At 73.4% G+C, this 20,226-nt stretch carries 14 protein-coding genes and 1 pseudogene; 6 read left to right on the top strand and 9 right to left on the bottom strand.

Features of this window, described 5'->3' with window-relative positions; genetic code table 11:
* Positions 1-119: 119 nt before the first annotated feature.
* The gene (locus ABGB21_RS19080; RefSeq protein WP_347652297.1) at positions 120-719 is read left to right on the top strand and encodes a nucleotidyltransferase family protein; all 600 of its coding nucleotides are present in this window, start codon (positions 120-122) and stop codon (positions 717-719) included.
* Between the two features lie 365 nt (positions 720-1,084).
* Here the strand turns inward: ABGB21_RS19080 and ABGB21_RS19075 are convergent, their stop codons facing one another.
* From ABGB21_RS19075 to ABGB21_RS19060, 4 genes are all read right to left on the bottom strand, one after another.
* Positions 1,085-1,894 carry a metal-dependent hydrolase gene (locus ABGB21_RS19075; protein ID WP_347652296.1) on the bottom strand — a complete coding sequence of 270 codons (810 nt, stop codon included), beginning with the start codon at positions 1,892-1,894 and terminating at the stop codon, positions 1,085-1,087.
* A gap of 135 nt (positions 1,895-2,029) precedes the next feature.
* On the bottom strand, positions 2,030-4,213 hold the full coding sequence (locus tag ABGB21_RS19070) for a protein kinase (protein WP_347678789.1): 2,184 nt from the start codon (positions 4,211-4,213) through the stop codon (positions 2,030-2,032).
* 149 nt (positions 4,214-4,362) lie between these two features.
* Positions 4,363-5,679, bottom strand: a complete 1,317-nt coding sequence (locus ABGB21_RS19065) for a glycosyltransferase family 4 protein (RefSeq protein WP_347678787.1) — start codon at positions 5,677-5,679, stop codon at positions 4,363-4,365.
* Positions 5,680-5,827: 148 nt separating this feature from the next.
* On the bottom strand, positions 5,828-7,792 hold the full coding sequence (locus ABGB21_RS19060; RefSeq protein WP_347652293.1) for an amylo-alpha-1,6-glucosidase: 1,965 nt from the start codon (positions 7,790-7,792) through the stop codon (positions 5,828-5,830).
* Positions 7,793-7,909: 117 nt separating this feature from the next.
* Between ABGB21_RS19060 and ABGB21_RS19055 the strand changes: the two genes are divergently transcribed.
* On the top strand, positions 7,910-10,567 hold the full coding sequence (locus ABGB21_RS19055) for a glucosidase (protein ID WP_347652292.1): 2,658 nt from the start codon (positions 7,910-7,912) through the stop codon (positions 10,565-10,567).
* A 125-nt stretch (positions 10,568-10,692) separates the two neighbouring features.
* On the opposite strand, the gene ABGB21_RS19050 is transcribed toward ABGB21_RS19055, so the two are convergent.
* Positions 10,693-11,619 carry an acetamidase/formamidase family protein gene (locus tag ABGB21_RS19050; protein ID WP_347652291.1) on the bottom strand — a complete coding sequence of 309 codons (927 nt, stop codon included), beginning with the start codon at positions 11,617-11,619 and terminating at the stop codon, positions 10,693-10,695.
* Positions 11,620-11,787: 168 nt separating this feature from the next.
* Between ABGB21_RS19050 and ABGB21_RS19045 the strand changes: the two are divergent.
* A pseudogene (locus ABGB21_RS19045) lies at positions 11,788-12,150 on the top strand (ATP-binding cassette domain-containing protein); the annotation flags it as partial.
* Between the two features lie 333 nt (positions 12,151-12,483).
* Complete coding sequence (locus ABGB21_RS19040) at positions 12,484-12,873, top strand: FtsX-like permease family protein (protein ID WP_347652446.1); 390 nt, start codon at positions 12,484-12,486, stop codon at positions 12,871-12,873.
* Positions 12,874-12,984: 111 nt separating this feature from the next.
* Here the strand turns inward: ABGB21_RS19040 and ABGB21_RS19035 are convergent, their stop codons facing one another.
* Positions 12,985-14,025 carry a polyprenyl synthetase family protein gene (locus ABGB21_RS19035; RefSeq protein ID WP_347652290.1) on the bottom strand — a complete coding sequence of 347 codons (1,041 nt, stop codon included), beginning with the start codon at positions 14,023-14,025 and terminating at the stop codon, positions 12,985-12,987.
* A 150-nt stretch (positions 14,026-14,175) separates the two neighbouring features.
* On the opposite strand from ABGB21_RS19035, the gene ABGB21_RS19030 reads away from it, so the two are divergent.
* A complete protein-coding gene (locus ABGB21_RS19030) occupies positions 14,176-15,138 on the top strand; it encodes an FAD-dependent oxidoreductase (protein WP_347678785.1) in 963 nt (320 codons plus the stop codon).
* Positions 15,139-15,225: 87 nt separating this feature from the next.
* Here ABGB21_RS19030 and ABGB21_RS19025 read toward each other — a convergent pair whose 3' ends face one another.
* The 3 genes from ABGB21_RS19025 to ABGB21_RS19015 form a co-directional block, all read right to left on the bottom strand.
* Positions 15,226-17,346: an EAL domain-containing protein gene (locus ABGB21_RS19025; RefSeq protein WP_347678783.1), complete on the bottom strand. Its 2,121-nt coding sequence runs from the start codon at positions 17,344-17,346 to the stop codon at positions 15,226-15,228.
* 185 nt (positions 17,347-17,531) lie between these two features.
* Positions 17,532-17,816: a hypothetical protein gene (locus tag ABGB21_RS19020; protein WP_347652287.1), complete on the bottom strand. Its 285-nt coding sequence runs from the start codon at positions 17,814-17,816 to the stop codon at positions 17,532-17,534.
* A gap of 48 nt (positions 17,817-17,864) precedes the next feature.
* Positions 17,865-18,296, bottom strand: coding sequence for a hypothetical protein (locus ABGB21_RS19015; RefSeq protein ID WP_347652286.1), 432 nt, complete (start codon positions 18,294-18,296; stop codon positions 17,865-17,867).
* A gap of 676 nt (positions 18,297-18,972) precedes the next feature.
* Between ABGB21_RS19015 and ABGB21_RS19010 the strand changes: the two genes are divergently transcribed.
* Positions 18,973-20,211, top strand: coding sequence for an ABC transporter substrate-binding protein (locus tag ABGB21_RS19010; RefSeq protein ID WP_347652445.1), 1,239 nt, complete (start codon positions 18,973-18,975; stop codon positions 20,209-20,211).
* Positions 20,212-20,226: the final 15 nt, after the last annotated feature.

Below are 20,226 nucleotides of genomic sequence, written 5' to 3'. Positions count from 1 at the left end.
GGCTTAAGCCCGTTCGTTGGGTCCGGTGTGCGCGCGGCAGGGGCCGCGCGGCCGATGTGCGCGCGGCGGGGCGTCGTGCGCCCCGACGGAAGGTGACGCAACTGAGCCGGATCGCTGGAATGATCATCGCCGCGGGCGGGGGACGTCGGATCGGCGGCCCGGAGGCGTTGCTGCACCGGGGGGAACGCCCGCTGGTGAACCACGTGCTCGACACCGTGCGCGAGGCGGGGTGCGGGCCGGTCGTCGTGGTCCTCGGGGCCGCGGCCGAACAGGTACGGGCCACCGCCGACCTCGGCGACGCGATCGTGGTGGTCAACCGCTCCTGGGGCACCGGGATCGGATCGTCGATCCGGCTCGGTCTGGACGCACTGCCCGACCCGCGTACCGAGGCGGTGGTCGTGGTGCCGGTCGACATGCCGGGCCTGACCGTCGCGGCGGTACGCCGGGTCGCCGCGCTGCCGTACCCGGAGGCCCTGGTCTGCGCCACCTACGAGGGGTTGCGCGGCTACCCGATGCTCTTCGGACGGCGGCACTGGGCCGGGATCGCCGCCCTGGCCAACGCCGACGTCGGGGCCCGGCCCTACCTGATGGCGCACAAGGACGAGATCGTCGACATCGCCTGCGACACCGTCGCGGACGGCAGCCGGGCCAACACCCCGGAACTGCTCGCCGCCTGGGGGCTGAGCGTGCCGGTGCCCACCCAGCGGGTGGCGGTGTGAGCCGGCGCAGCCGTCGCCGGCCGGACCGGTCGGCGCGGCTGGCCTGGGGCGGAGATCCGGGCCTGTTGCCGTACCCGACGTCGCGGCGACCCACCCCGGTCGGTCCGGCCGCCCACCGACGGATCTGGTCGGCCCCGAGGCGACCGCCGAACCGCTGACCCTCGACGAGTTGAACGGCGTGGGTCGGGGGACGTCATGCGCGTTCTCGACCGCCGGACCTGAGTAGCCGCTGCTGGAGCAGGAACAGCCGGCGGTCGTCGGTCGAGGGCGGTCCGTAGGGTCCCCCGGTATGACGTCCCGGTACGACAGTCGCCCGGGTCGGCACACCGGTTCCGGCGTGCCGACCCGGGCGACCGGGACCCTCGTCAGAGTTCGATGTTGAACCGGCGCAGGATGGACGTGCCGGCCAGACCGGCCGCCGAGACGAGCGCGACCACGGTGAAGACCATCCGCAGTACCACGGTTTCCACCTTGCTGCCGGCCCGGAAGGAGATGGCGTCGGGCAGACCGATCATCCGCCACATCCGGCGCTTGATCGGGATCGGCCAGAGGATCGGCACCCCGGCCCGGGTGATCATGTCGCCGAGGATGTGCACCAGGCAGCCGACGCCGAGCGCCACCCCGATCATCGGATAGCCCCGGTCGCTGGGCAGGTGCAGGTAGGTGAAGTAGGCCGCCGCCGCGGACAGCAGGGTCACCACCACCCAGCCGGCCCGCTTGGCCCACTCGTCGAAGAGGCCCCGCAGCGCCAGCCCGATCATGAAGAACAGGACGCCCATCACCGCCCACTTGCCACCGGAGGCGCAGAGCGCGATCGTGCCCCAGGTGACCAGGCCGACGAACGGCAGGGTGTGGGTCAGGGTGCGGTGCCCGTTGTCCCGGTCCGGGTCCTTGCTGAGCCGGGTGGCGTGGTAGACACCGAGCGAGATCTTCTCCATCACCTCCGCGATGAAGAGCGAGACCACGCCGAACGAGCGCGCGACCGTCGAACCGCCCTTGTTCGCCGTCACCCTGCCGGACATGTCGAGGTCGGGGAAGAGCGCCCCGCCCGCGCAGACCGCGGTGCCGACGGCGATCGCCAACGGCGACTGCTCGTAGCCGGCGAACTGGTCCAGCGCCCACGAGCCGGCCAGCCAGACGGCGGCGCCGGACAGGGCATGGGATGGCCCCATCATCGTTATGCATCCTCCCCAGGGAACACCCACATTGCGGAGTCACTGTGTCAAACGGCGGCGCGGCAGGCAATCACCTGAAGATCCACACTGACCGCCCGGCGTGTCGTGGTGGCGACACCCGCCGGGTCGGGCCGGTCAGGCCGACGGGCGGAAGCTGGTCTGCAGCATCCGCAGGTAACTCTGGTTGACCCCCCAGTCGAATTCCCGGGTCAACCAGGAGACGGTGTACGCCCGCCGGTTCGAGGTGTTGATCAGCATCCGGACCGCCTGCACCCGTTCGCCGCGCGGATCGGTCCACCGGCACTCCCAGACCGCGCCGCCCTCCCGCAGGTCGAGCGGCCCGATCTCCACCTGTTCGTAGCCGGTCAGTACACCCCGGACGAGCAGCCGGTGCTCCTCCGCCCGCCAGTACGCCTCGGCGTTGCGGGTCGGCGGGGTGGCCGGGTCGACGCTGAGCAGCCGGGCCGTACCGTCGACCGGCTCCCGGAAGCAGACCACGGTGCCGTCGGTGTAGCGCTGCCAACCGATCGGCACCGCGATCCGGAAACCCGACGGGTCGGTGTACCAGGTCCAGTTCTCGATCAACCCGAACCGTTCCTCCGGCGGCCGGGGCGCCGAGGTGACCGCGACGCTCTGCCCCGGCGGCCGTCCACAGGGGAAGGCCGCCGGTCCGGTCGGGCCGGCCGGCGGTGTCGGGGAACTCGTCGGCCCGGGAAGGGCCTCACCGCCGCGCTGGGCCCGTACCGCCAGGCCGGCGCCGAGCGCGGCCAGCACGGTGCAGGTCAGGGCCAGCGCCAGGATCCGCCAGAAGCGGCGGGGCCGGGCGCCGGTCCACGGCAGCCGACCGGACCAGATCCCGTCCCGGCGTCCGGCCCCGGCGGGCAGCGCCCCCGGGTCGCCCCGGGCGGGCGTCCCAACCCAGGTCGGGGTGCCGGCCGGTCCCGGCACGTCCGGCCGGTCAGGCGGCCCGGGACGGCCGTTCCCGGGCGACGACGGGCCGGGACCACCAGCCGTGGGCGGCGTCGGAGCGGCCGACGGGTTCTCCGGCACATCGCGGTCCGGCGTGCGGCGTCGTCCCGACACCGGATGCGGTCGCTCCGGGTGTGGCGGCCGGTCCGCGTCCCCCGGGCTTCCCCCGGCCGGGGTCGGTCGTGCCCGACGGGTCGGGTCGGCCGGGTCGGACCGGTCCCGTCCGTCGACCGGACCCGGCTGATCCGGATCACGCCGGTTCGGCGGCACGCTCGGCGGTGACACGGCCGACGGCGGCACGATCGAGGGCGGTGGGACCGGCGGTCGCTGGTTCGGCTGGTGCCGCGGATCCGGGTACGGGCGCGGCCCCGGCTGGTGACGCTGGTTCGGGGTACGACGGCGTCGTGGCCGCTCGGCGGGATCCGGCGGCGTGGTGGGCCCGTCCGGGTCGGTGGGCGGTTCGTCCGGTGGCGGCTCCGTCCGGCGGGTCAGGGAACGGGCCAGGGCCAGCGGATGCCGGCCGGACCGGGGCGGTGGCGGATCGACGACCCGGCGCAGCAGCCGTTCGACCTCGTCGGCGGTGAGCCGCTGTCGGGGGTCGCGGCGGAGCAGCCCGGCCAGGACCGGACGGAGGGGACCGGCCCGGCTCATCGGATCGGGTGGTGCCACCGCCAACGCGGTGAGGGTGGCCATCGTGGTCGGCCGGCTGTACGGCGACCGCCCCTCCACCGCCGCGTAGAGGGTGGCGCCGAGCGACCACAGATCCGACTCCACCGTCGAGGAACCGTCGGCGGCCCGCTCCGGGGAGACGTACTGCGGCGAGCCGAGGACCACACCGTCCCGGGTCAGTGCCCCGTCACCACCGTCCACGGTGGCGAGACCGAAGTCGGTGAGCACCACCCGGCCGTCGTCGGCGATCAGCACGTTGTGCGGCTTCACGTCGCGGTGCAGCACCCCGGAGGCGTGCGCGGCGCGCAGCGCGGCGAGCACGGCGAGGCCGACCTCGGCGGTCCGCCGGGGGGAGAGCGGGCCGTCGGCGTCGAGAACCTGCTGCACCGAGCGGGAGGGGACGTACTCCATGACGATCCACGGGGAGTCGGCGGAGTGCACGACGTCGTAGACCCGTACCACGTTGGGATGGTTCAGCCGGGCGGCGGTCCGCGCCTCGCGCAGGGTCCGGACCGACAGCTCGGCACGCTCGTCGGGAGTCATCCAGGCCGGCGGGACCACCTGTTTCATCGCCACCGGGCGGCGCAGCATCTCGTCGGTGGCCAGCCAGACCCGGCCCATCCCGCCGCTGCCGACGGTGTGCAGCAGCAGGTAGCGGTCCGCGATCCGTACCTGCTGCACCGGCGGTTCCCCTCTGTTACCCGCCGTACACGATAGCGAGCGGACTGTGCCTTTCGCATCACCCGTCAACGCGTCGGCACAGCTCCGCCCACTGATCGGAAATCTCTTCACCCCGCCGCCGGGCCCCAGACCCGTCGGTGGACCGGGGGTCAGCAGGCGGCGCCGTCGAGGGCGAACAGGTTCCCGTCCGGTACGACGATCCGCGCCGACCCGGCACCGGACCGGGTACGCGGTGCCGGCCCCGCGTTCGCCGCACTCGCGTACACGGCGGCGGTCCGGGCGGCGATGCTCGCCCAGCCGTACCGTTCGGCGACCATGGTGCGGGCCCGGCGGGCCACCCGGCGGGCGAAGACCTCGTCGCCGAGCAGCGAGTCGACGGCACCGGCCAGCGCCTCCGGGTCGCTGTGCGGGAAGGTGACCCCGGTGACCCCCGGCTCGACGATCTCGGCGAGCCCACCGGTGGCGGCGACCGCGAGCGGCGCCCCGGCCGCGGCGGCCTCCAGGGCGACCATGCCGAACGGCTCGTAGAGGCTCGGCACCACGGTCGCGTCGGTGGCCGCGAGCAGCGCCGGCAGCTGCCGTTCGGTCAGGAAGCCGGCGAACCGTACGGTCGGCTCCAGCCCGAGCCGCGACGCCTGCTCCTGCAGTTCCGACCGGTACGGCCCATCTCCGGCGATCACCACCCGCAGCCCGGGGTGTCGGTCCCGCAGCCGGGGTACGGCGTGCATCAGGTGCTGCACCCCCTTCTCGTAGACGAGCCGGCCGGCGAAGCCGACCAGCGGGCCGTCCCCGGCGAACCGCTTGCGGGCGGCGGCGACGGCCCGGGGCTGGGCGGCCCAGGCCCGGTCGTCGACCCCGTTCGGCACCACGTCCACGTGCCCGGCGGGCAGCCCGAACAGGGCGGCCACCTGGTCCCGCATGTAACCCGAGCAGGTGATCACCCGGTGCGACTCCTGGCTCAGCCAGTGCTCCACCGAGTGGATGGTCCGGTTCATCTCCTCCGGCAGCCAGCCCTGGTGCCGGCCCGCCTCGGTGGCGTGCATCGTGGTGACCAGCGGGATGTCCAGGTGGTCGGCGAGGTTGATCGCGGTGTGCGCGACCAGCCAGTCGTGTGCGTGGATCACGTCGTACCGCTGGTTGCGGGTGGCCCGCAGCGCCGTGCGGGTCAGGGTGTGGTTGAACGCCATGGTCCAGGCGAGCAGGCTCGGGGTCGCCAGCGGGAAACCGACCGGGTCCTCGGGTGCGCGCAGCACGTGCACCCCGTCGAGGTACGCCTCCACCGGCGCGCCCTCGCCGTGCCGGGTGACGACGGTGACCTGGTGCCCGGCGGCGGCGAGCGAGGTGGCCAGCGCGTGCACGTGCCGGCCGAGGCCGCCGACGAGCACCGGCGGGTACTCCCAGGAGAGGATCAGCACGCGTTGCGGGCGGGCCGCGGGGAAATCGATGACCTCGGCGTTCGGCGACATACCCGGCCCCCTTTTTCAGATGGTTCCAGCGCAGACGCGAACAGACACCGGTTACGGGTGCCTACGCGTCATTGGGTTGACGCCCATACTGCCGGTTGGGGGAAAACCGGCGAAGACGTGGCCGTTGCGGGCATGTAACGCTGGTCGGTCACCTTGCCCTGACCCGGAGTAGCTCCGCCACCGACCAGGCCTGGAAGGGGGTTCCGGTGGCCGCGTGCGGGGCCGCCCCGTCCGCGGTCTCGCTCACCGAGCCGAGGCCGAACTCCGACAGGTGTGCCTCCAGCCCGGCGAACAGGTCTGCGGTCGGCAGGCCGGCGGCCCGGGCGGCGTCCGCGTACGGGCCGACCAGCCAGGGCCAGACGGTGCCCTGGTGGTAGCCGGAGTCCCGGTCCGCCGGGCCGCCCCGGTGCCGGGCGACAAAACCGGGACTGCCCGGCGCGAGACTGCGCGGACCGAGCGGGGTCAGCAGGGCGGCACCGATCCGGGCCAGCACCGCCGGGTCCGGGTCCAGCGGGGCGTACGGCAGCGACCAGGCGAGCAGCTGGTTCGGCCGGAGCAGGTCGTCGTCGTACCGGTCGGCGGCACCGCGCGGGTACGCCGGGGCCGGGGCGTCGACCACGTCGTACAGCCAGCCGGCCGGGGCCGGGAAGCGACGCCGGAACGACTCCCGGGCCCGGTCGTGGGCGGCCGGGGCCGGGCCGGGGTCCTGGCCGACCAGCCGGGCCAGTTCGGCGACCGCGGCCAGACCGTTGATCCACAACGCGTTCACCTCGACCGGCTTGCCGGCCCGCCGGGTCACCGGTTCGCCGTCGACCCGGGCGTCCATCCAGGTCAGCGCCGCCCCGGCGGCGCCCTGGGCGAGCAGTCCGTCCGCCGGGTCCACGCCGATCCCGTACCGGCCGGTGCCGGCCAGGTGCCGGGTGACCACGTCCCGCAGCGCCGGCAGCAGCTCGGCGGCGAGGTCGGTGTCCCCGGCGACGGCCACGTGCCGGGCCACCGCGTGCAGGAACCAGAGCGTGCCGTCCACGGTGTTGTACTCCACCCGCCCGGTGTCGGCGGTGTTGGCGAGCATGCCGTCCGACAGCGTCGCCGCGTACGCCCGCAACAGGTCCCGGCCCTCGTCGGCCCGGTCGGTGGCCAGGAAGAGCCCCTCGTAGGAAATCATCGTGTCCCGGGACCAGGCCCCGAACCAGGGATAACCGGCGACCACGTCCGGCGCCGCCTCAGCACGCCCGGCACCCCCGGACCGGATCACGAACGCGTCGGCGGCCAGGGCCAGGGTCGCCGCCACCGGGTCCGCCGGCTTCGCCGCCGCCACCACCCGACGGTTCCGGCGCCGGGCCGTCTCGATCACCTCGCCGGCCGGCGGCGGCTCGACCGCCAGGGTGTCCGGGTCGCCGGCCCAGGCCAGCACCGAGACGGTGTCGCCGGGCCTGTCGAGCGCGCCGGCGAACCGGCCCGCGTACCACAGATCCTCCTCCGGGGTCAGGCCCCGGGCCGCCTCCGCCCGGTGGTGCACCCCGTACCACCAGCGGCCCGCCGGGGACCAGTCCGGCCCGGCGAGCCGGAACGCACCCTCGACCACCGCACCGCCGGTGACCGGCTCGACCACCGGCGCCGGCCCGTCCGCGCGCCGCTCACCGTGCGCGTCCCGCCAGGTGACCACCGCAGCCAGCCCCAGCCGGGCCGGCCCGCCGGAGAGCAGCCGGTGCCGCACCGCCAGGCAGGACCGGCCGTACGCCATGGCCAGCTCGCGCTCGACGACCAGGTCCCCGATCCGCCACCGCCAGCGTGGCAGCCCGTCGACCAGGTCGAAGCGTTCCAGCAGCTCGAACCCGGCCGGGTCGACGGCCCCGGACCGCCACTCGTGCGCGCCGAGCCGGACCGTGGCGCCGGACGGCAGGGTCAGCTCCGGGTCGAGGCTGACCAGCGCCAGCCGCCGGGCCGCCGGGGTGGCGCCGGAAACCACGAGCAGTCCGTGGTAGCGCCGGGTCCGCAGCCCGCCGACCGTGCCCATCGCGTACCCGCCGAGGCCGTCCGGGACCAGCCACTCCCGGTCGGTCGCGGACGTCAGCCGACCGCAGACCCGCGGTCCGAACCCGATAGGCAGCATGGCGCCCATGATGCCCGGTCAGCGCCCCGGACACACCCTGAGGATCCGTCGGATCCTGGCCGGTCGCCGGGCAACCGACGACAATGATCGGCAGGATGACCGTACGGGAGCGGTCGGATGACGGGCGGGAAGCGAATGGACGACGGGCAGGACGCGGAACGGACCCGGCTGGCCGAGGCCGACGCCGGCGAGCAGCCGTGGCGGGCCTGGGGCCCCTACCTGTCCGAACGTGCCTGGGGCACGGTCCGGGAGGACTACAGCGAGCACGGCACCGCCTGGGACTACTTCCCGCACGACCACGCCCGGTCCCGGACGTACCGGTGGAACGAGGACGGGATGGCCGGGGTCTGCGACGAGTGGCAGACCTTCTGCTTCGGGCTCGCGCTGTGGAACGGCGCGGACCCGATCCTCAAGGAGCGGATGTTCGGCCTCGGCGGCGACGGCGGCAACCACGGCGAGGACGCCAAGGACTACTGGTGGTACCTCGACTCCACCCCGACCCACTCCTGGATGCGCTGGCGCTACCACTACCCGCAGGCCGCCTTCCCGTACGACGACCTGGTCGCGGTCAACGCGGCCCGGGGCCGGGACGAGCCCGAGTACGAGCTGGTCGACACCGGTGTCTTCGACGACGACCGGTACTGGGCGGTGACCGTCGACTACGCCAAGGCGTCGCCGACCGACCTGTGCGTCCTGGTCACCGTCGCCAACCGGGGTCCCGAGCCGGCCCGGCTGCACGTCCTGCCCGGCCTCTGGTTCCGCAACACCTGGTCCTGGGGGCTGCCCGGCCGGGACCAGGTGCCGAAACTGGTCGGTACGCCCGGCCGGCTGGTCGGCGAGCACTGGGTGCTCGGCCAGCTGGTGCTGGAAGGCGACGGGGAGCCGGCCGCGCTGCTCTGCGACAACGAGACCAACACCGAACGGCTCTGGGGGCTGCCCGGCCGCAGCCGGTACCCGAAGGACGGCATCAACGACCACGTGGTGAACGGCGCCGACACGGTCAACCCGGCGGGGGAGGGGACCAGGGGGGCGCTGCACTACGTACTCGACGTACCGGCCCGGGGCGAGACCCGGATCCGGCTGCGGCTCACCCTGACCGCGCCGCCGCCGAGCGAGGAGCCGCCGCCCGCCCTCGACCTCGGCGCCGACTTCGAGGCGACGATGGCGACCCGGCGGGCCGAGGCGGACGGGTTCTTCGCCCGGCTGATCCCGGACCGGGCGTCCCGGGAGGAGGCCGAGGTGGCCCGGCAGGCGATCGCCGGGCTGATGTGGGGCAAGCAGTTCTACCACTTCGACGTGCAGCAGTGGCTGACCGGTGACCCGGCCGCCGCGCCGCCGCCGGCCGGGCGCCGGCACGGCCGCAACAGCTCGTGGCGGCACATGAACAGCTTCGACGTCATCTCCATGCCGGACCCCTGGGAGTACCCCTGGTACGCCGCCTGGGACCTGGCCTTCCACTGCGTCAGCATCGCCCGGGTCGACCCCGGCTTCGCCAAGGCGCAACTGCTCCTGCTGCTGCGCGAGTGGTACCTGCACCCCAACGGGCAGATCCCGGCGTACGAGTGGGCGTTCGGTGACGTCAACCCGCCGGTGCACGCCTGGGCGGCGCTGAAGGTCTTCGAGATCGACGGCGGGCGGGACTTCGACTTCCTCGCCCGGATGATGCACAAGCTGCTGCTGAACTTCACCTGGTGGGTCAACCGCAAGGACGTCGGCGGCAACAACGTCTTCGAGGGCGGTTTCCTCGGGCTGGACAACGTCGGCCCGTTCGACCGGTCGGCGGCGCTGCCGGTCGCCGGGGTGCTGGAGCAGTCCGACGGCACCGGCTGGATGGCCATGTACGCGCTCAACCTGCTCGACATGGCGCTGATCCTGGCGGTGCACGACCCGACGTACTCCGACATCGCGACGAAGTTCTTCGAACACTTCGCGTACATCGCGGCGGCCGCGTACGACCAGGGGCTCTGGGACGACGAGGACTCGTTCTTCTACGACGTGCTGCGGCTGCCGGACGGCAGCAACGTGCCGTTGAAGGTACGTTCGGTGGTCGGGCTGCTGCCGTTGGCCGCGATCACCCGGCTCACCACCGTCACCCTCAACCGGCTGCCGGAGCTGACCGCCCGGCTGCGCTGGTTCCTGGCCAACAAACCCGAGTACGCCGGGGTGATCGGCGCGCGGCGGCTCGGTGGCGACGGCCGGCAGCAGCGACTGCTCTCCATGGTCGGCCCGGACCAGGTGGTCCGGCTGCTGGCCCGGATGTTGGACGAGGAGGAGTTCCTGTCCCCGTACGGGCTGCGGACCCTCTCCCGGCGGCATCTGGCCGAGCCGTTCAGCGTGGAGTTGGGCGGGCAGGAGTTCACCGTCGGCTACGAGCCGGCCGAGTCGACCAGCGGACTCTTCGGGGGCAACTCGAACTGGCGGGGTCCGATCTGGATGCCGACCAACTTCATGCTGATCTCGGCGTTGCGCGACCACGCCGCCTTCTTCGGCGACGACCTGCTGGTCGAGTACCCGACCCGGTCCGGCAGCAAGCACACGCTGACCGAGATCGCCGACGACCTCTCCGCCCGGCTGATCTCACTGTTCCTGCCCGACGAGTGGGGCCGCCGCCCCATCTACGGCATCGCCGAACTCTTCCAGACGCACCCGGACTGGAAGGACCTGATCGCCTTCCCGGAGTACTTCCACGGCGACAACGGCGCCGGCCTCGGCGCCTGGCACCAGACCGGCTGGACCGCCCTGGTCGCCGACCTGATCCTCACCCTCCGCCGGTAGCCAAGGGCCCGCCACTGTCCTTTCCGGTCGTGGACGGGCCCCCTCCCGCCCCGCGCGCCGTCAGCCGTCGGGATGTTCCCGCTCGACGGCCCGTCAGCGGATCGCACTCTCAGCGGATCGCACTCTCAGCGGATCGCACCGTCCCGGAGCACGGCGTGCGCGCCGACCGTCTGGTTGACGATCTGCGTCACCCGTACGTCGACCGCGACACTGGCCAGCGCCACCGCGTCGGCCCGGCTCACCCCGTACTGCCGCTGCAGCAGGTCCAGCATCGAATCCAACGCGGTGAAGGTCGCCTCGTCGAGGGTCGTCCCGACCCCCATGGTCACCCAGGAGTCGGCGGTACGGGCCACCGGTCCGGTGACCGGGAAGTCGTCCCGTACGCCGAAGGTGAGGGTCACCTCGTCCATCGGGCACTCGACGGCGGTGCCGCCGACCTCGCCGTCGCCCTGGGCGGCATGCCCGTCGCCGACCGAGAAGAGCGCACCGTCGACCGGGATCGGCAGCAGCAGCGTGCTGCCGGCGACCAGCTCCTTGCAGTCCAGATTGCCCCCGTGTGACCGGGGCGGCACCGTGGAGTGCCGGCCCGGCGTGGCCGGCGGCATGCCGAGCACCCCCATGAAGGGACGGAGCGCGACGGTGTGCCCGTGCTGGTTGCGGCCAATCATCGCGACCGGGTCCAGCTGCCAGGCGTGCACCACTCCCTCCTCCTCCACGCCGTAGCTGCGGTTGAAGTCGCTCGGCCAGCCGCCGGCCACGGTGGTGCCCCAGGCCGCCGGCACGACCGCGTCGATCCGTACCTCCAGGGTCTGGCCGGCCCGGGCACCGCGGACCGCGACCGGTCCGATCAGGGCGTGACCGTAGTCGGGCTGGTACTGCGGGACCCGGGGCCGTTCCCGGTTGCGTCCGCCCGGGTACGGCCCGGCCGACCACCAGCAGTCCAGGGTCCGGTAGCTCACCGTGTCGCCGGGTTCGATGGTGAGGACCGGCGGAAGGTCCCGGGAGAAGTAGCCGTGCAGAGTTGCGTCGTCCGGGGTGAGGGTGTGTCGCATCTGGGCAGGCTAATGGCTGTCCGACCGGCCGGGGTAGGTGCCGGCCCGGCTCGGCGGCGCGATGCCGGGTCGGGGTGGCGACCCGGGACATCTCAGGGCCGACGCTCGGGGACGTCTCAGGGTTCGGTCCGATGTGTCGATGTGACGGTCGATGATTGGCTCGTCGCTGTGGATGACGTCGTACGTCTCGAATCGCTGGGCAGGACCTACGGGTCGGGCCGGAACACCGTGACCGCGCTGCGGAACGTGTCACTGCGCCTGCGGGCCGGCAGCTTCACCGCCGTGATGGGACCGTCCGGCTCCGGCAAGTCGACGCTGCTGCAGTGCGCAGCAGGGCTGGACCGGCCGACCAGCGGGCGGGTGTTGATCGCCGGTACCGACCTGGCCGGGCTCGACGAGACCGGGTTGACCCTGCTCCGGCGGGACCGGGTCGGTTTCGTCTTCCAGGCGTTCAACCTGCTGCCCGCGCTGACCGCCGAACAGAACGTGGCACTGCCGCTGCGGCTCGCCGGCCGTCGGCCCGACCGGGCCCGGATCGCGGCCTTCCTCGCCGACGTCGGCGACACCGTCGAGGTACTGCTCGCCGACGGTGGCACCGCGCCGCTGCGGGTGGCGGCCGTCCTCTCCGCCACCACCGGCAGCAACGATGTCGCCTACCTGAGCGAGCGGTTCGCCGGCACCGCGGCGTACGCCTCCACCGGGCTGGCCCGTCGGATCTACGTGACGCTGCGCCCGGACGCCGACCCGGCGGCCGTCCGGGCCGCCCTGGCGTCCGCGACCGCCGGGCTCGGCGCCCGCGTGGTCGCCGCCGAGCAGTGGCTCGGCGAGGAGAGCGGCGAGAACCGCGAGGCGAGCACCCTCGGCATGGTGCTGGTGCTGGGCATCGCGATCGTCTTCTGCTTCATCGCCGTCGTCAACACCCTGGTGATGGCGGCCGCCGACCGGCGGCGGGACCTGGCGATCCTACGGCTGGCCGGGGCCACCCCAGGTCAGACGCTGCGGGTCTTCGCGGCCGAGTCCCTGCTGGTCGTCGGCGTCGGGGTGCTGCTGGCGGCCGGCGCGTCGGCGGTGAACCTGGCCGGACTGCGGCTCGCCCTGGGACAACTGGTCGGCCCCACCCCGGTCACCGTGCCCTGGGGGACGGTCGCGGTGATCACCGCGACCGGTGCCGTACTGGCGCTGCTGGGCGCGCTGCTGCCGATCCGGCTCGCCCTGCGGTCCGGTCCGGTCGAGCTGGCCGGCATCCGCGAGTGAGCCCGCCGCTCGGGCCCCGGCGGTGCGGTGGAGCCCGGGGGTGGGGCCGGACGGCGCGGTCTCGGGCGCGCCCGGCCGGCCCCGTCGGCGGGTGGCGTCGGTCGGGGCGGTTCAGCCGTCGCGGGTGACGATCAGTTCGCCGATCGAGGCGAGCCGGTCGGTGGCGACCCCGACCCGGCCCAACTCGCCCAGCACCCCGGCGGCCTGCCGCAGTTCGTCCCCGGCGGCCCGTTCCGACCAGTCCCGGCCGCCGGCCTCCTCCACCAGCGCGGCGAGTTCCCGCAGCTCGTCGGGGTCGGCGAAGGGGGTCGGGTCGGCATAGCGGGTACGGAGCCGGGCGGCGGCCGGATTGTCGGCGGCCAGGGCGGCGACCACCGGCAGACTCTTCTTGCGCCGGCGCAGATCCGCCATCGCGGGCTTGCCGGTCCGTTCCGGGTCGCCCCAGATCCCCAGCAGGTCGTCCCGGTGCTGGAAGGCCAGGCCGAGGTGCCGGCCGTACCGGTCGAGCAGGACACGGGTCGGCTCGTCGGCGCCACCGTACAGCCCGCCGAGTGCGCAGGCGCAGCCGAGCAGGGCGGCCGTCTTGGCGGCGGACATCCGTACCGCGTCCGCGACACTCACCCCGATCGTCCGTTCGAAGGAGAGGTCCAGGGCCTGCCCCTCGATCAGCTCGTCGATGGTGCGGGCGAGTTGCGCGGCGGCCGTACCGGCGAGCTGCGCCGGCGTACGCGCCAGGACCGCGAAGGCGAGCGCCAGCAGCGCGTCCCCGGCGAGGACCGCGGCGGACGGCCCGAAGACCGCCCAGGCGGTGGGACGGTGCCGGCGGACCGGGTCCTGGTCCATCACGTCGTCCTGCAGCAGCGTGCAGTTGTGCATCAGCTCCACCGCGACCGCCGCCGACAGAGCGCTCTCCACCGCACCGCCCACCGCCGCCGCGCTCACCAGGGTCAACGTCGGCCGGATCAGTTTCCCGGCGCCGGCCTGGACCGGGCGGCCCGCGTCGTCACGCCAACCGAGCTGGTACTCGCAGACTCTTCGCATCTGTGGCCTGAGGTGCCCGACGGCCGCCGCCATCGCGGGGCGTACCGCTGCCTGACTCTCCGTCAGCCATCCCGGTTCGTCGAGCTTCGTGACCGTTCCCGTCCTGGTCATGCCGCCTGCCCTCCTCGCGCGTGGAAAGCCTCCAGCCCTGCGGTGAGAGTAGCGAGAGCAGCGGGGATTTACCTGTATTGATTTTGTCGTCCGTGCGTGACAGAGTGCTCACCCTGTTCATTCGAATCTGTTGCCGGCACCCTTGACACCATGGCTGACGTATTGGTGCTCGGCGCCGGAGTGGTGGGACTCAGCTGCGCGGTACGGCTGGCCGAGGCGGGGGTCCGGGTGAGCGTGCTCGCCGCCGACGAGCCGGTCGCGACCGTCTCCCGGATCGCCGCCGCGGTCTGGTATCCGACCCGGACCGAGGCCGACCCCCGGGTGCTCGACTGGGCCCGCCGCACCTTCGACGAACTCGCCGACCAGGCCCGCCGGGAGATCCCCGGGGTGGTGCTGCGGCCGACCCGGATGCTGCTGCGCCGCGCGGTCGCCGAGGACCCGTGGTGGTCCGCCGCGGTGCCCGACTTCCGGTCGGTCCCGCCGCCCCCCGGGTACGGCGGGGAGTGGCGGTTCACCGTACCGACCGTGGAGATGGAGCCGTACCTGCACTGGCTCGTGGACCGACTCGCCGGACTCGGCGTGCCGATCCGGCGGCACCGGGTACGAACCCTGCACGAGCTGGCCGGTCAGGCGCCGGTGGTGGTGAACGCGACCGGACTGGCGGCCGGGGTGCTCGCCGACGATCCCGCCGTCCACCCGGTCCGGGGACGGATCGTGCTGGTCGCCAATCCCGGCCTGGTCACCTCGATGCGGGACGAGGGGCACCCGGGCGGGCCGACGTACGTCCACCCGCGCAGCCGGGACGTGGTGCTCGGGGGCACCTTCGAGCCGTACGAGACGGACACCGCGCCGGACGACGAGGCCGGGCGGGCGATCGTGGCCCGGTGTGTGGAGCTCGTGCCGGAGCTGGCCGGCGCCCCGGTCCTCGGGCAGCTCACCGGCCTGCGCCCGGCCCGGCACGGCGGGCCCCGGGTGGCGGTGGACCCGTCCGGACCGGACGGCACCCGACTGATCCACAACTACGGGCACGGTGGTGCCGGGGTGACCCTGGCCTGGGGCTGCGCCGACGAGGTGGTCGCCCTGGTCGGGGCGGCCTCCGCCGTACCCGACTGACCCCGGCGGGCGGCCCGGGCTCAGGCGGCCCGGACTGCGGTGCGGCGTGGCTTCAGGCGGGGGGCCGGACCGTGGTGCGGCGCGGGTTCAGGACTGTGGGGCGGCGCAGGAGACGGTCGCGGCGGCGCTGTCGTTCCCGTCGGTGGTGGTGGTCCGGTCGGTGGTGGTGGTCCGGGCCATCAGCGTCCGCAGCGGCTCCGGCCGGCCCAGGTGGTATCCCTGCCCCCGGTCCACACCGAGGTCGCGGAGCACCGGCACCAGCTCGGGCCGGTCGATGTGTTCGGCGACGGTCCGCATCCCGAGCCCGTGCGCGGCCCGGACCACGGCGTCGATCAGGATCGGGTCCGACCCGCCGTGGTCGGCCTGCCGGACGAACTCCCCGGCGATCTTCACCGTGTTGAACGGGAGATGCTTGAGGTAGACGAAGGAGCCGTACCCGGCGCCGAAGTCGTCGAGGCTGAACCGGCAACCGGCCGAGGTCAGGGTGGAGGCCAGGTGGCGGGCGGCGTCGAGGTTGGCGATCGCGGTCGTCTCGGTGATCTCCAGACCGAGCTGGGTCGCCGGCACCCCCGCGCCGGTCAGGGTGGCGACCACCCAGTCGCCAAAGGTCGGATCCTCCATCGACCGGCTGGAGATGTTCACGTCGAACCGTAGTTCCGCACCGGCGGTACGCGCCGAGGCGAGGGCCTGGGTGGCGGTCTCCACCACCCAACGGTCCAGTTCGTAGATCATGTCGCCGCGCTCCAGCGCGGGCAGGAACTCGCCCGGCCCGATCTGGCGGCGCTGCTCGTCCCGGACCCGCATCAGCAGTTCGTAGCTGTGGATCCGGTCGTCGGGCAGGTCGATGATCGGTTGGGCGTCGAGTTGCAGTTGACCGGTTTCCAGGGCACGGCGGACCCGGGACACCACGTGCACCCGCTGGGCGGCCACCTCCTGCTGTTCCGGGGCGAACAGGCGGGCCCGGTTCCGCCCCTCGCCCTTGGCCTGGTAGAGCGCCAGGTCGGCGTGCGCCAGCAGCAGCGTGTCGTCGTCGGCGGTGTCCAGCGGTGCCGCGCCGATGCTCAACGTCACCCGCAACGGCTCCCCACGGACCGCGAGCGGGGTCCGGGCGACCAGGTCGCAGAGCCCGGCGCCGATGGCCAGCGCCCGGTCTGCGTCGCAGTCCGGCAGCAGGACGGCGAACTCGTCACCGCCGAGCCGGCCGAGTACGGCCTCCGCCGGCAGGTGCTCGGTGAGCAGCCGGGCCAGCAGCCGGAGCACCTCGTCACCGACAGCGTGTCCACGCAGGTCGTTGATGTCCTTGAAGTTGTCGATGTCGAGCAGGAGCAGGGCGGTGGTGGCGCCGCTCCCGGCGGCTGTCAGGTCGCTCATCCGGGCGGTGAGCGCCCGTCGGTTCGGCAGCCCGGTCAGCGGGTCGTGTGCGGCGAGGTACGCCAGTTCGTCCTGCACCTGACGGAACTCGGTGATGTCGTGCGCGGTACCCAGCATCCGCAGCGGTCGGCCGGCCTCGTCGGTGAAAACCTCGCCGTAACACCGCAGGATCCGGGTCTGCAGGCCGCCGGGGAGGCTCATCCGGTGGGTGAAGGTGAACGAGGTCGCCTCCCGGATCGCCCGGTCGAGTTCCGCGTCGACCAGCGCGAGGTCGTCCCGGTGGATCATCGACCGGTAGGTCCGGTAGTCCAGGTGGGTCTCCGGGGCCAGGCCGATCATCGTCTTCAGGGTCGGCGACCAGACCACCTGGTCGGTCGGCAGGTGCCACTCCCAGGTGCCGACCCGGGCCAGTTCCTCGATGTGGCTCAGCCGCCAGGCGTAGTCGTCGGCCCGGCGCTCTGCGCCCACCTGCTCGGTGACGTCGGTGAACTCGTACAGCAGCGGCGTGGTCGGCGGCCCCGGCCGGTCGTCCGGTCCGACCGGCGGCTGGTGCGGGTCGGTCAGCGTCGGCTCCCCGCCTGCCCCGGCCGGCAGCCGCCGGCAGCTCACCCGGAGGTGCCGGGTGGTACCGTCCACCGCCGCCCGGTGTACGACCACCGGCGGGCCGTCCGGCGTCACGGCGCCGAACGGCAGCGTGTCCGGATCCGTGCCGAGGAGTCGGCCGAGGTGCCGTGCCGCCTCGTTGCACCAGTGGACAACGCCCTGCTCCGATGTGGTCAGCAGCGGTGTCGAGATGGCGTCGAGTACCGCGGCGGGCACACTCGGCTGTGCGGGCACTGAGCCTCCCGTAGAGATCGGCCGAGTCCGGGCAGGGGACAGCGGGCACGCATGACCGGCTGTGAGGCAACCGAGTGTACGGAGGCCGGACGTGATCGCCAATGGCGCCGCCCGGACCGCTGCCGCCGTACCCACATCGTCAACCGTCACGGCGGCGACCGTCAGCCGGGACCGTCCGACGATCGTCAGGTCGGCTCGGGCAGGTCCCGTCGGACGATGGCCACCGCCACCCGGCAGAACTCGTCCATGTCCGGGGTGAAGCCGTCGGCGATGTCGGGATGCAGCCCGGCCCGGGTCTCGTCGAGCAGGCGCCGGCAGACCTGTTCGACCGGCTCACCCGCGTACTCGGCGCGGACCCGTTCGGTCGCCGCCCGCAGCGCCGAACTGAGCTGTTCCTCCAGCGGCGCCCGCAGGTGCTCCGGCACCCCGCCGAGCCCGTCGTCGTCGAGCGTGACGTGTGGCTCCGACATGGCTACCTCCTTCGTCGCCGGTCGGCGTTACCCGGTCCGCACCGACGGTCAAACCGTCGCCGGTAGGGCCGCCACCCGGACCAGGTAGGACAGCTGCTCGGCCGGCTCCTCCCGGTAGGAGATGTGCCGGATCTGCCGGTCGTCGAGGTAGAGCGCGACGTCGGCGAGCGCACCCAGGTGTGCCAGCCCGATGTCGGCCGCCCGTTTCTTGTCCTGCAGGACCGCGCCGATGCCGCCGAGCAGTGTCGCCGCGTCCGAGGTGCGTCGACCCGGCGGGCAGCGGAGGACGACCTCCAGGGAGACCGGCTCGGTGAGTGCCGTCCAGCCGGTACGTTGGGCCGCGCCGCAGGCGGCCTCCAACAGGGCCCGGACCCGGGCGGCCTGGCGGTGTCCGGCCGCGAAGATGGACAGCGCCTCGGTCCTGACCGGGGGCGGACCGCTGACCTCGAACGACAGCGTGAGGGCCCGGGTGTCCTGCACGGCTGCACCTCCTCTGATGACGATCCTGCCGAACGGATCGCGGGGGCGGGGCGGGTTTCACCCGATCGGGGCGGTACGCCGACCGGGCCGGGGTCGCGGATCGGCTCGCCGGAGGGCCGGGGTGGATCGCCCGGTCGCCGGCGGGGTCGCCCGGCGGGGAACCGGTGCCGACCGGTGCGACGGGTGCGCGTCCGGGGGCGGGTCGGCGTCGACGGCGACCGTTGGTGCCGGAGGTTACGACCACGGTAGCCGAGGCGCCGCCGGCCGGGAATAGCACTGTGGAGCGGTTCGGAGCGCCGTGGACCGGCGGCGCCCGCCGGGGTGGGCGGGTCAGCCGGCCAGTTTCGGGCGAAACCGGGCGAACGGTTGGTTCGGGGACGACGCGCCGGGTTGGAGGTTTCGCCGGCGGGGTGGTGGGGCAGTGGGGAGCCCAGGTTTGTCACGCCCGCTTCCGGTCAGCGTACGGCCATCCGGCCCGCCGCCAGAAGGACGGGTGTTTTCGCCGTGTCGGGCGCCCGATGAGCCCCGGCCGTCGTCGAGAGGAGCCGTTGTGGAGCGGACGGGTGGCCCGCACGGCGGGCACCGGGTGCCGGTGGCCGGGTCGGGGCGGAGCAGGAACGGGCCGCGACGAACCGAGGCGGACGTCGGTACGGGTGGTCGGCGTGGCCGGACCCGGCTGGCCGGCGCGGCCGCCGTGCTGGCCCTGCTGGTGCCGCTGGCCGCCTGTGGCTCCGGCGACGACGGCGGTGTGCCCACGGTGAACCTGTACTACTCGCCCGAGCAGAACCTGCAGAAGGTCGTGGACGACTGCAACGCCCAGGCGCAGGGCCGGTACCGGATCGCGTACCGGATCCTGCCCCGGGCCGCCGACGACCAGCGGGTCCAGTTGGTCCGGCGGCTCGCCGCCGAGGACAGCGGAATGGACGTGCTGGGTCTCGACGTGACCTGGACCCAGGAGTTCGCCAGCGCCGGCTGGCTCCGGGAGTGGACCGGTGACCGGAAGACCGAGGCCGAACGGGGCACCCTGGCCGGGCCGCTGGAGACGGCCCGGTACGAGGGCCGGCTCTACGCCGCGCCGAAGAACACCAACGTGCAACTGCTCTGGTACCGCACCGACCTGGTGCCGCAGCCGCCGCGCACCTGGGACGAAATGATCAGTGCGGCCCAGGAGCTCAAGGGACGCGGCCAGCCGTACCAGGTGATCACCATGGGGGCCCAGTACGAGGGCCTTGTTGTCCTCTTCAACAACCTGGTCGCCAGTGCCGGCGGAAAGATCCTGGACGACGCGGGCACCCGGGCGGTCTTCGACGCGGGAGCGGTTCGCGCGCTGGACGTGCTGCGCCGCTTCGCCACCGCCGGCATCACCACCGCGTCCTTCACCAACACCTACGAGGACCAGGCCCGGCTCGACTTCCAGTCCGGTGCCGGCGCGTTCCAGCTCAACTGGCCCTTCGTCTATCCGGCGATGCAGGAGGCCGACCCGGCGCTGGCGGAGAAGGTCCGCTGGGCCCGGTACCCGGGGGTGGATCCGGACCGGCCGAGCCGGGTGACCGTGGGCGGCTTCAACCTGGCGGTGAGCCGATACTCCCGGCACCCGGAGGAGTCCTTCGCGGCCGCCGCCTGCCTGCGCGACGCCGAGCACCAGAAGTTTTCCGCGATCAACGACGGGGTGCCGCCGACGATCGAGAGCGTCTACGCCGATCCGGAGATGGACGAGGCGTACCCGATGAAGGAGACCATCCTCGAGGAGTTGAAGGACGCCACGACCCGACCGCGCAGTCCGGCGTACCAGAACATCTCCACCGTGCTGTCGGCGATGCTCTCGCCGCCGTCGGAGATCCAGCCCGAGCGGACCGCGGCGCAGATGCGCGAGGCGGCGCAGGACGCGCTCGAATCAAAGGGGGTGCTGCCATGACCGAGCGGAGCGAGG

The organism is Plantactinospora sp. B24E8 (assembly GCF_039871735.1).
Taxonomy (GTDB): Bacteria; Actinomycetota; Actinomycetes; order Mycobacteriales; family Micromonosporaceae; genus Plantactinospora.
This window is presented reverse-complemented; position numbering and strand designations above follow the sequence as displayed.

Bases quoted from the DNA above. Each gene is read 5' to 3' on its own strand.
- ABGB21_RS19080 (WP_347652297.1), top strand. From the start codon at position 120: ATGATCATCGCCGCGGGCGGGGGACGTCGGATCGGCGGCCCGGAGGCG.
- ABGB21_RS19075 (WP_347652296.1), bottom strand. From the start codon at position 1,894: ATGATGGGGCCATCCCATGCCCTGTCCGGCGCCGCCGTCTGGCTGGCC.
- ABGB21_RS19065 (WP_347678787.1), bottom strand. From the start codon at position 5,679: ATGTCGCCGAACGCCGAGGTCATCGATTTCCCCGCGGCCCGCCCGCAA.
- ABGB21_RS19060 (WP_347652293.1), bottom strand. From the start codon at position 7,792: ATGCTGCCTATCGGGTTCGGACCGCGGGTCTGCGGTCGGCTGACGTCC.
- ABGB21_RS19055 (WP_347652292.1), top strand. From the start codon at position 7,910: ATGACGGGCGGGAAGCGAATGGACGACGGGCAGGACGCGGAACGGACC.
- ABGB21_RS19050 (WP_347652291.1), bottom strand. From the start codon at position 11,619: ATGCGACACACCCTCACCCCGGACGACGCAACTCTGCACGGCTACTTC.
- ABGB21_RS19040 (WP_347652446.1), top strand. From the start codon at position 12,484: ATGGTGCTGGTGCTGGGCATCGCGATCGTCTTCTGCTTCATCGCCGTC.
- ABGB21_RS19035 (WP_347652290.1), bottom strand. From the start codon at position 14,025: ATGACCAGGACGGGAACGGTCACGAAGCTCGACGAACCGGGATGGCTG.
- ABGB21_RS19030 (WP_347678785.1), top strand. From the start codon at position 14,176: ATGGCTGACGTATTGGTGCTCGGCGCCGGAGTGGTGGGACTCAGCTGC.
- ABGB21_RS19020 (WP_347652287.1), bottom strand. From the start codon at position 17,816: ATGTCGGAGCCACACGTCACGCTCGACGACGACGGGCTCGGCGGGGTG.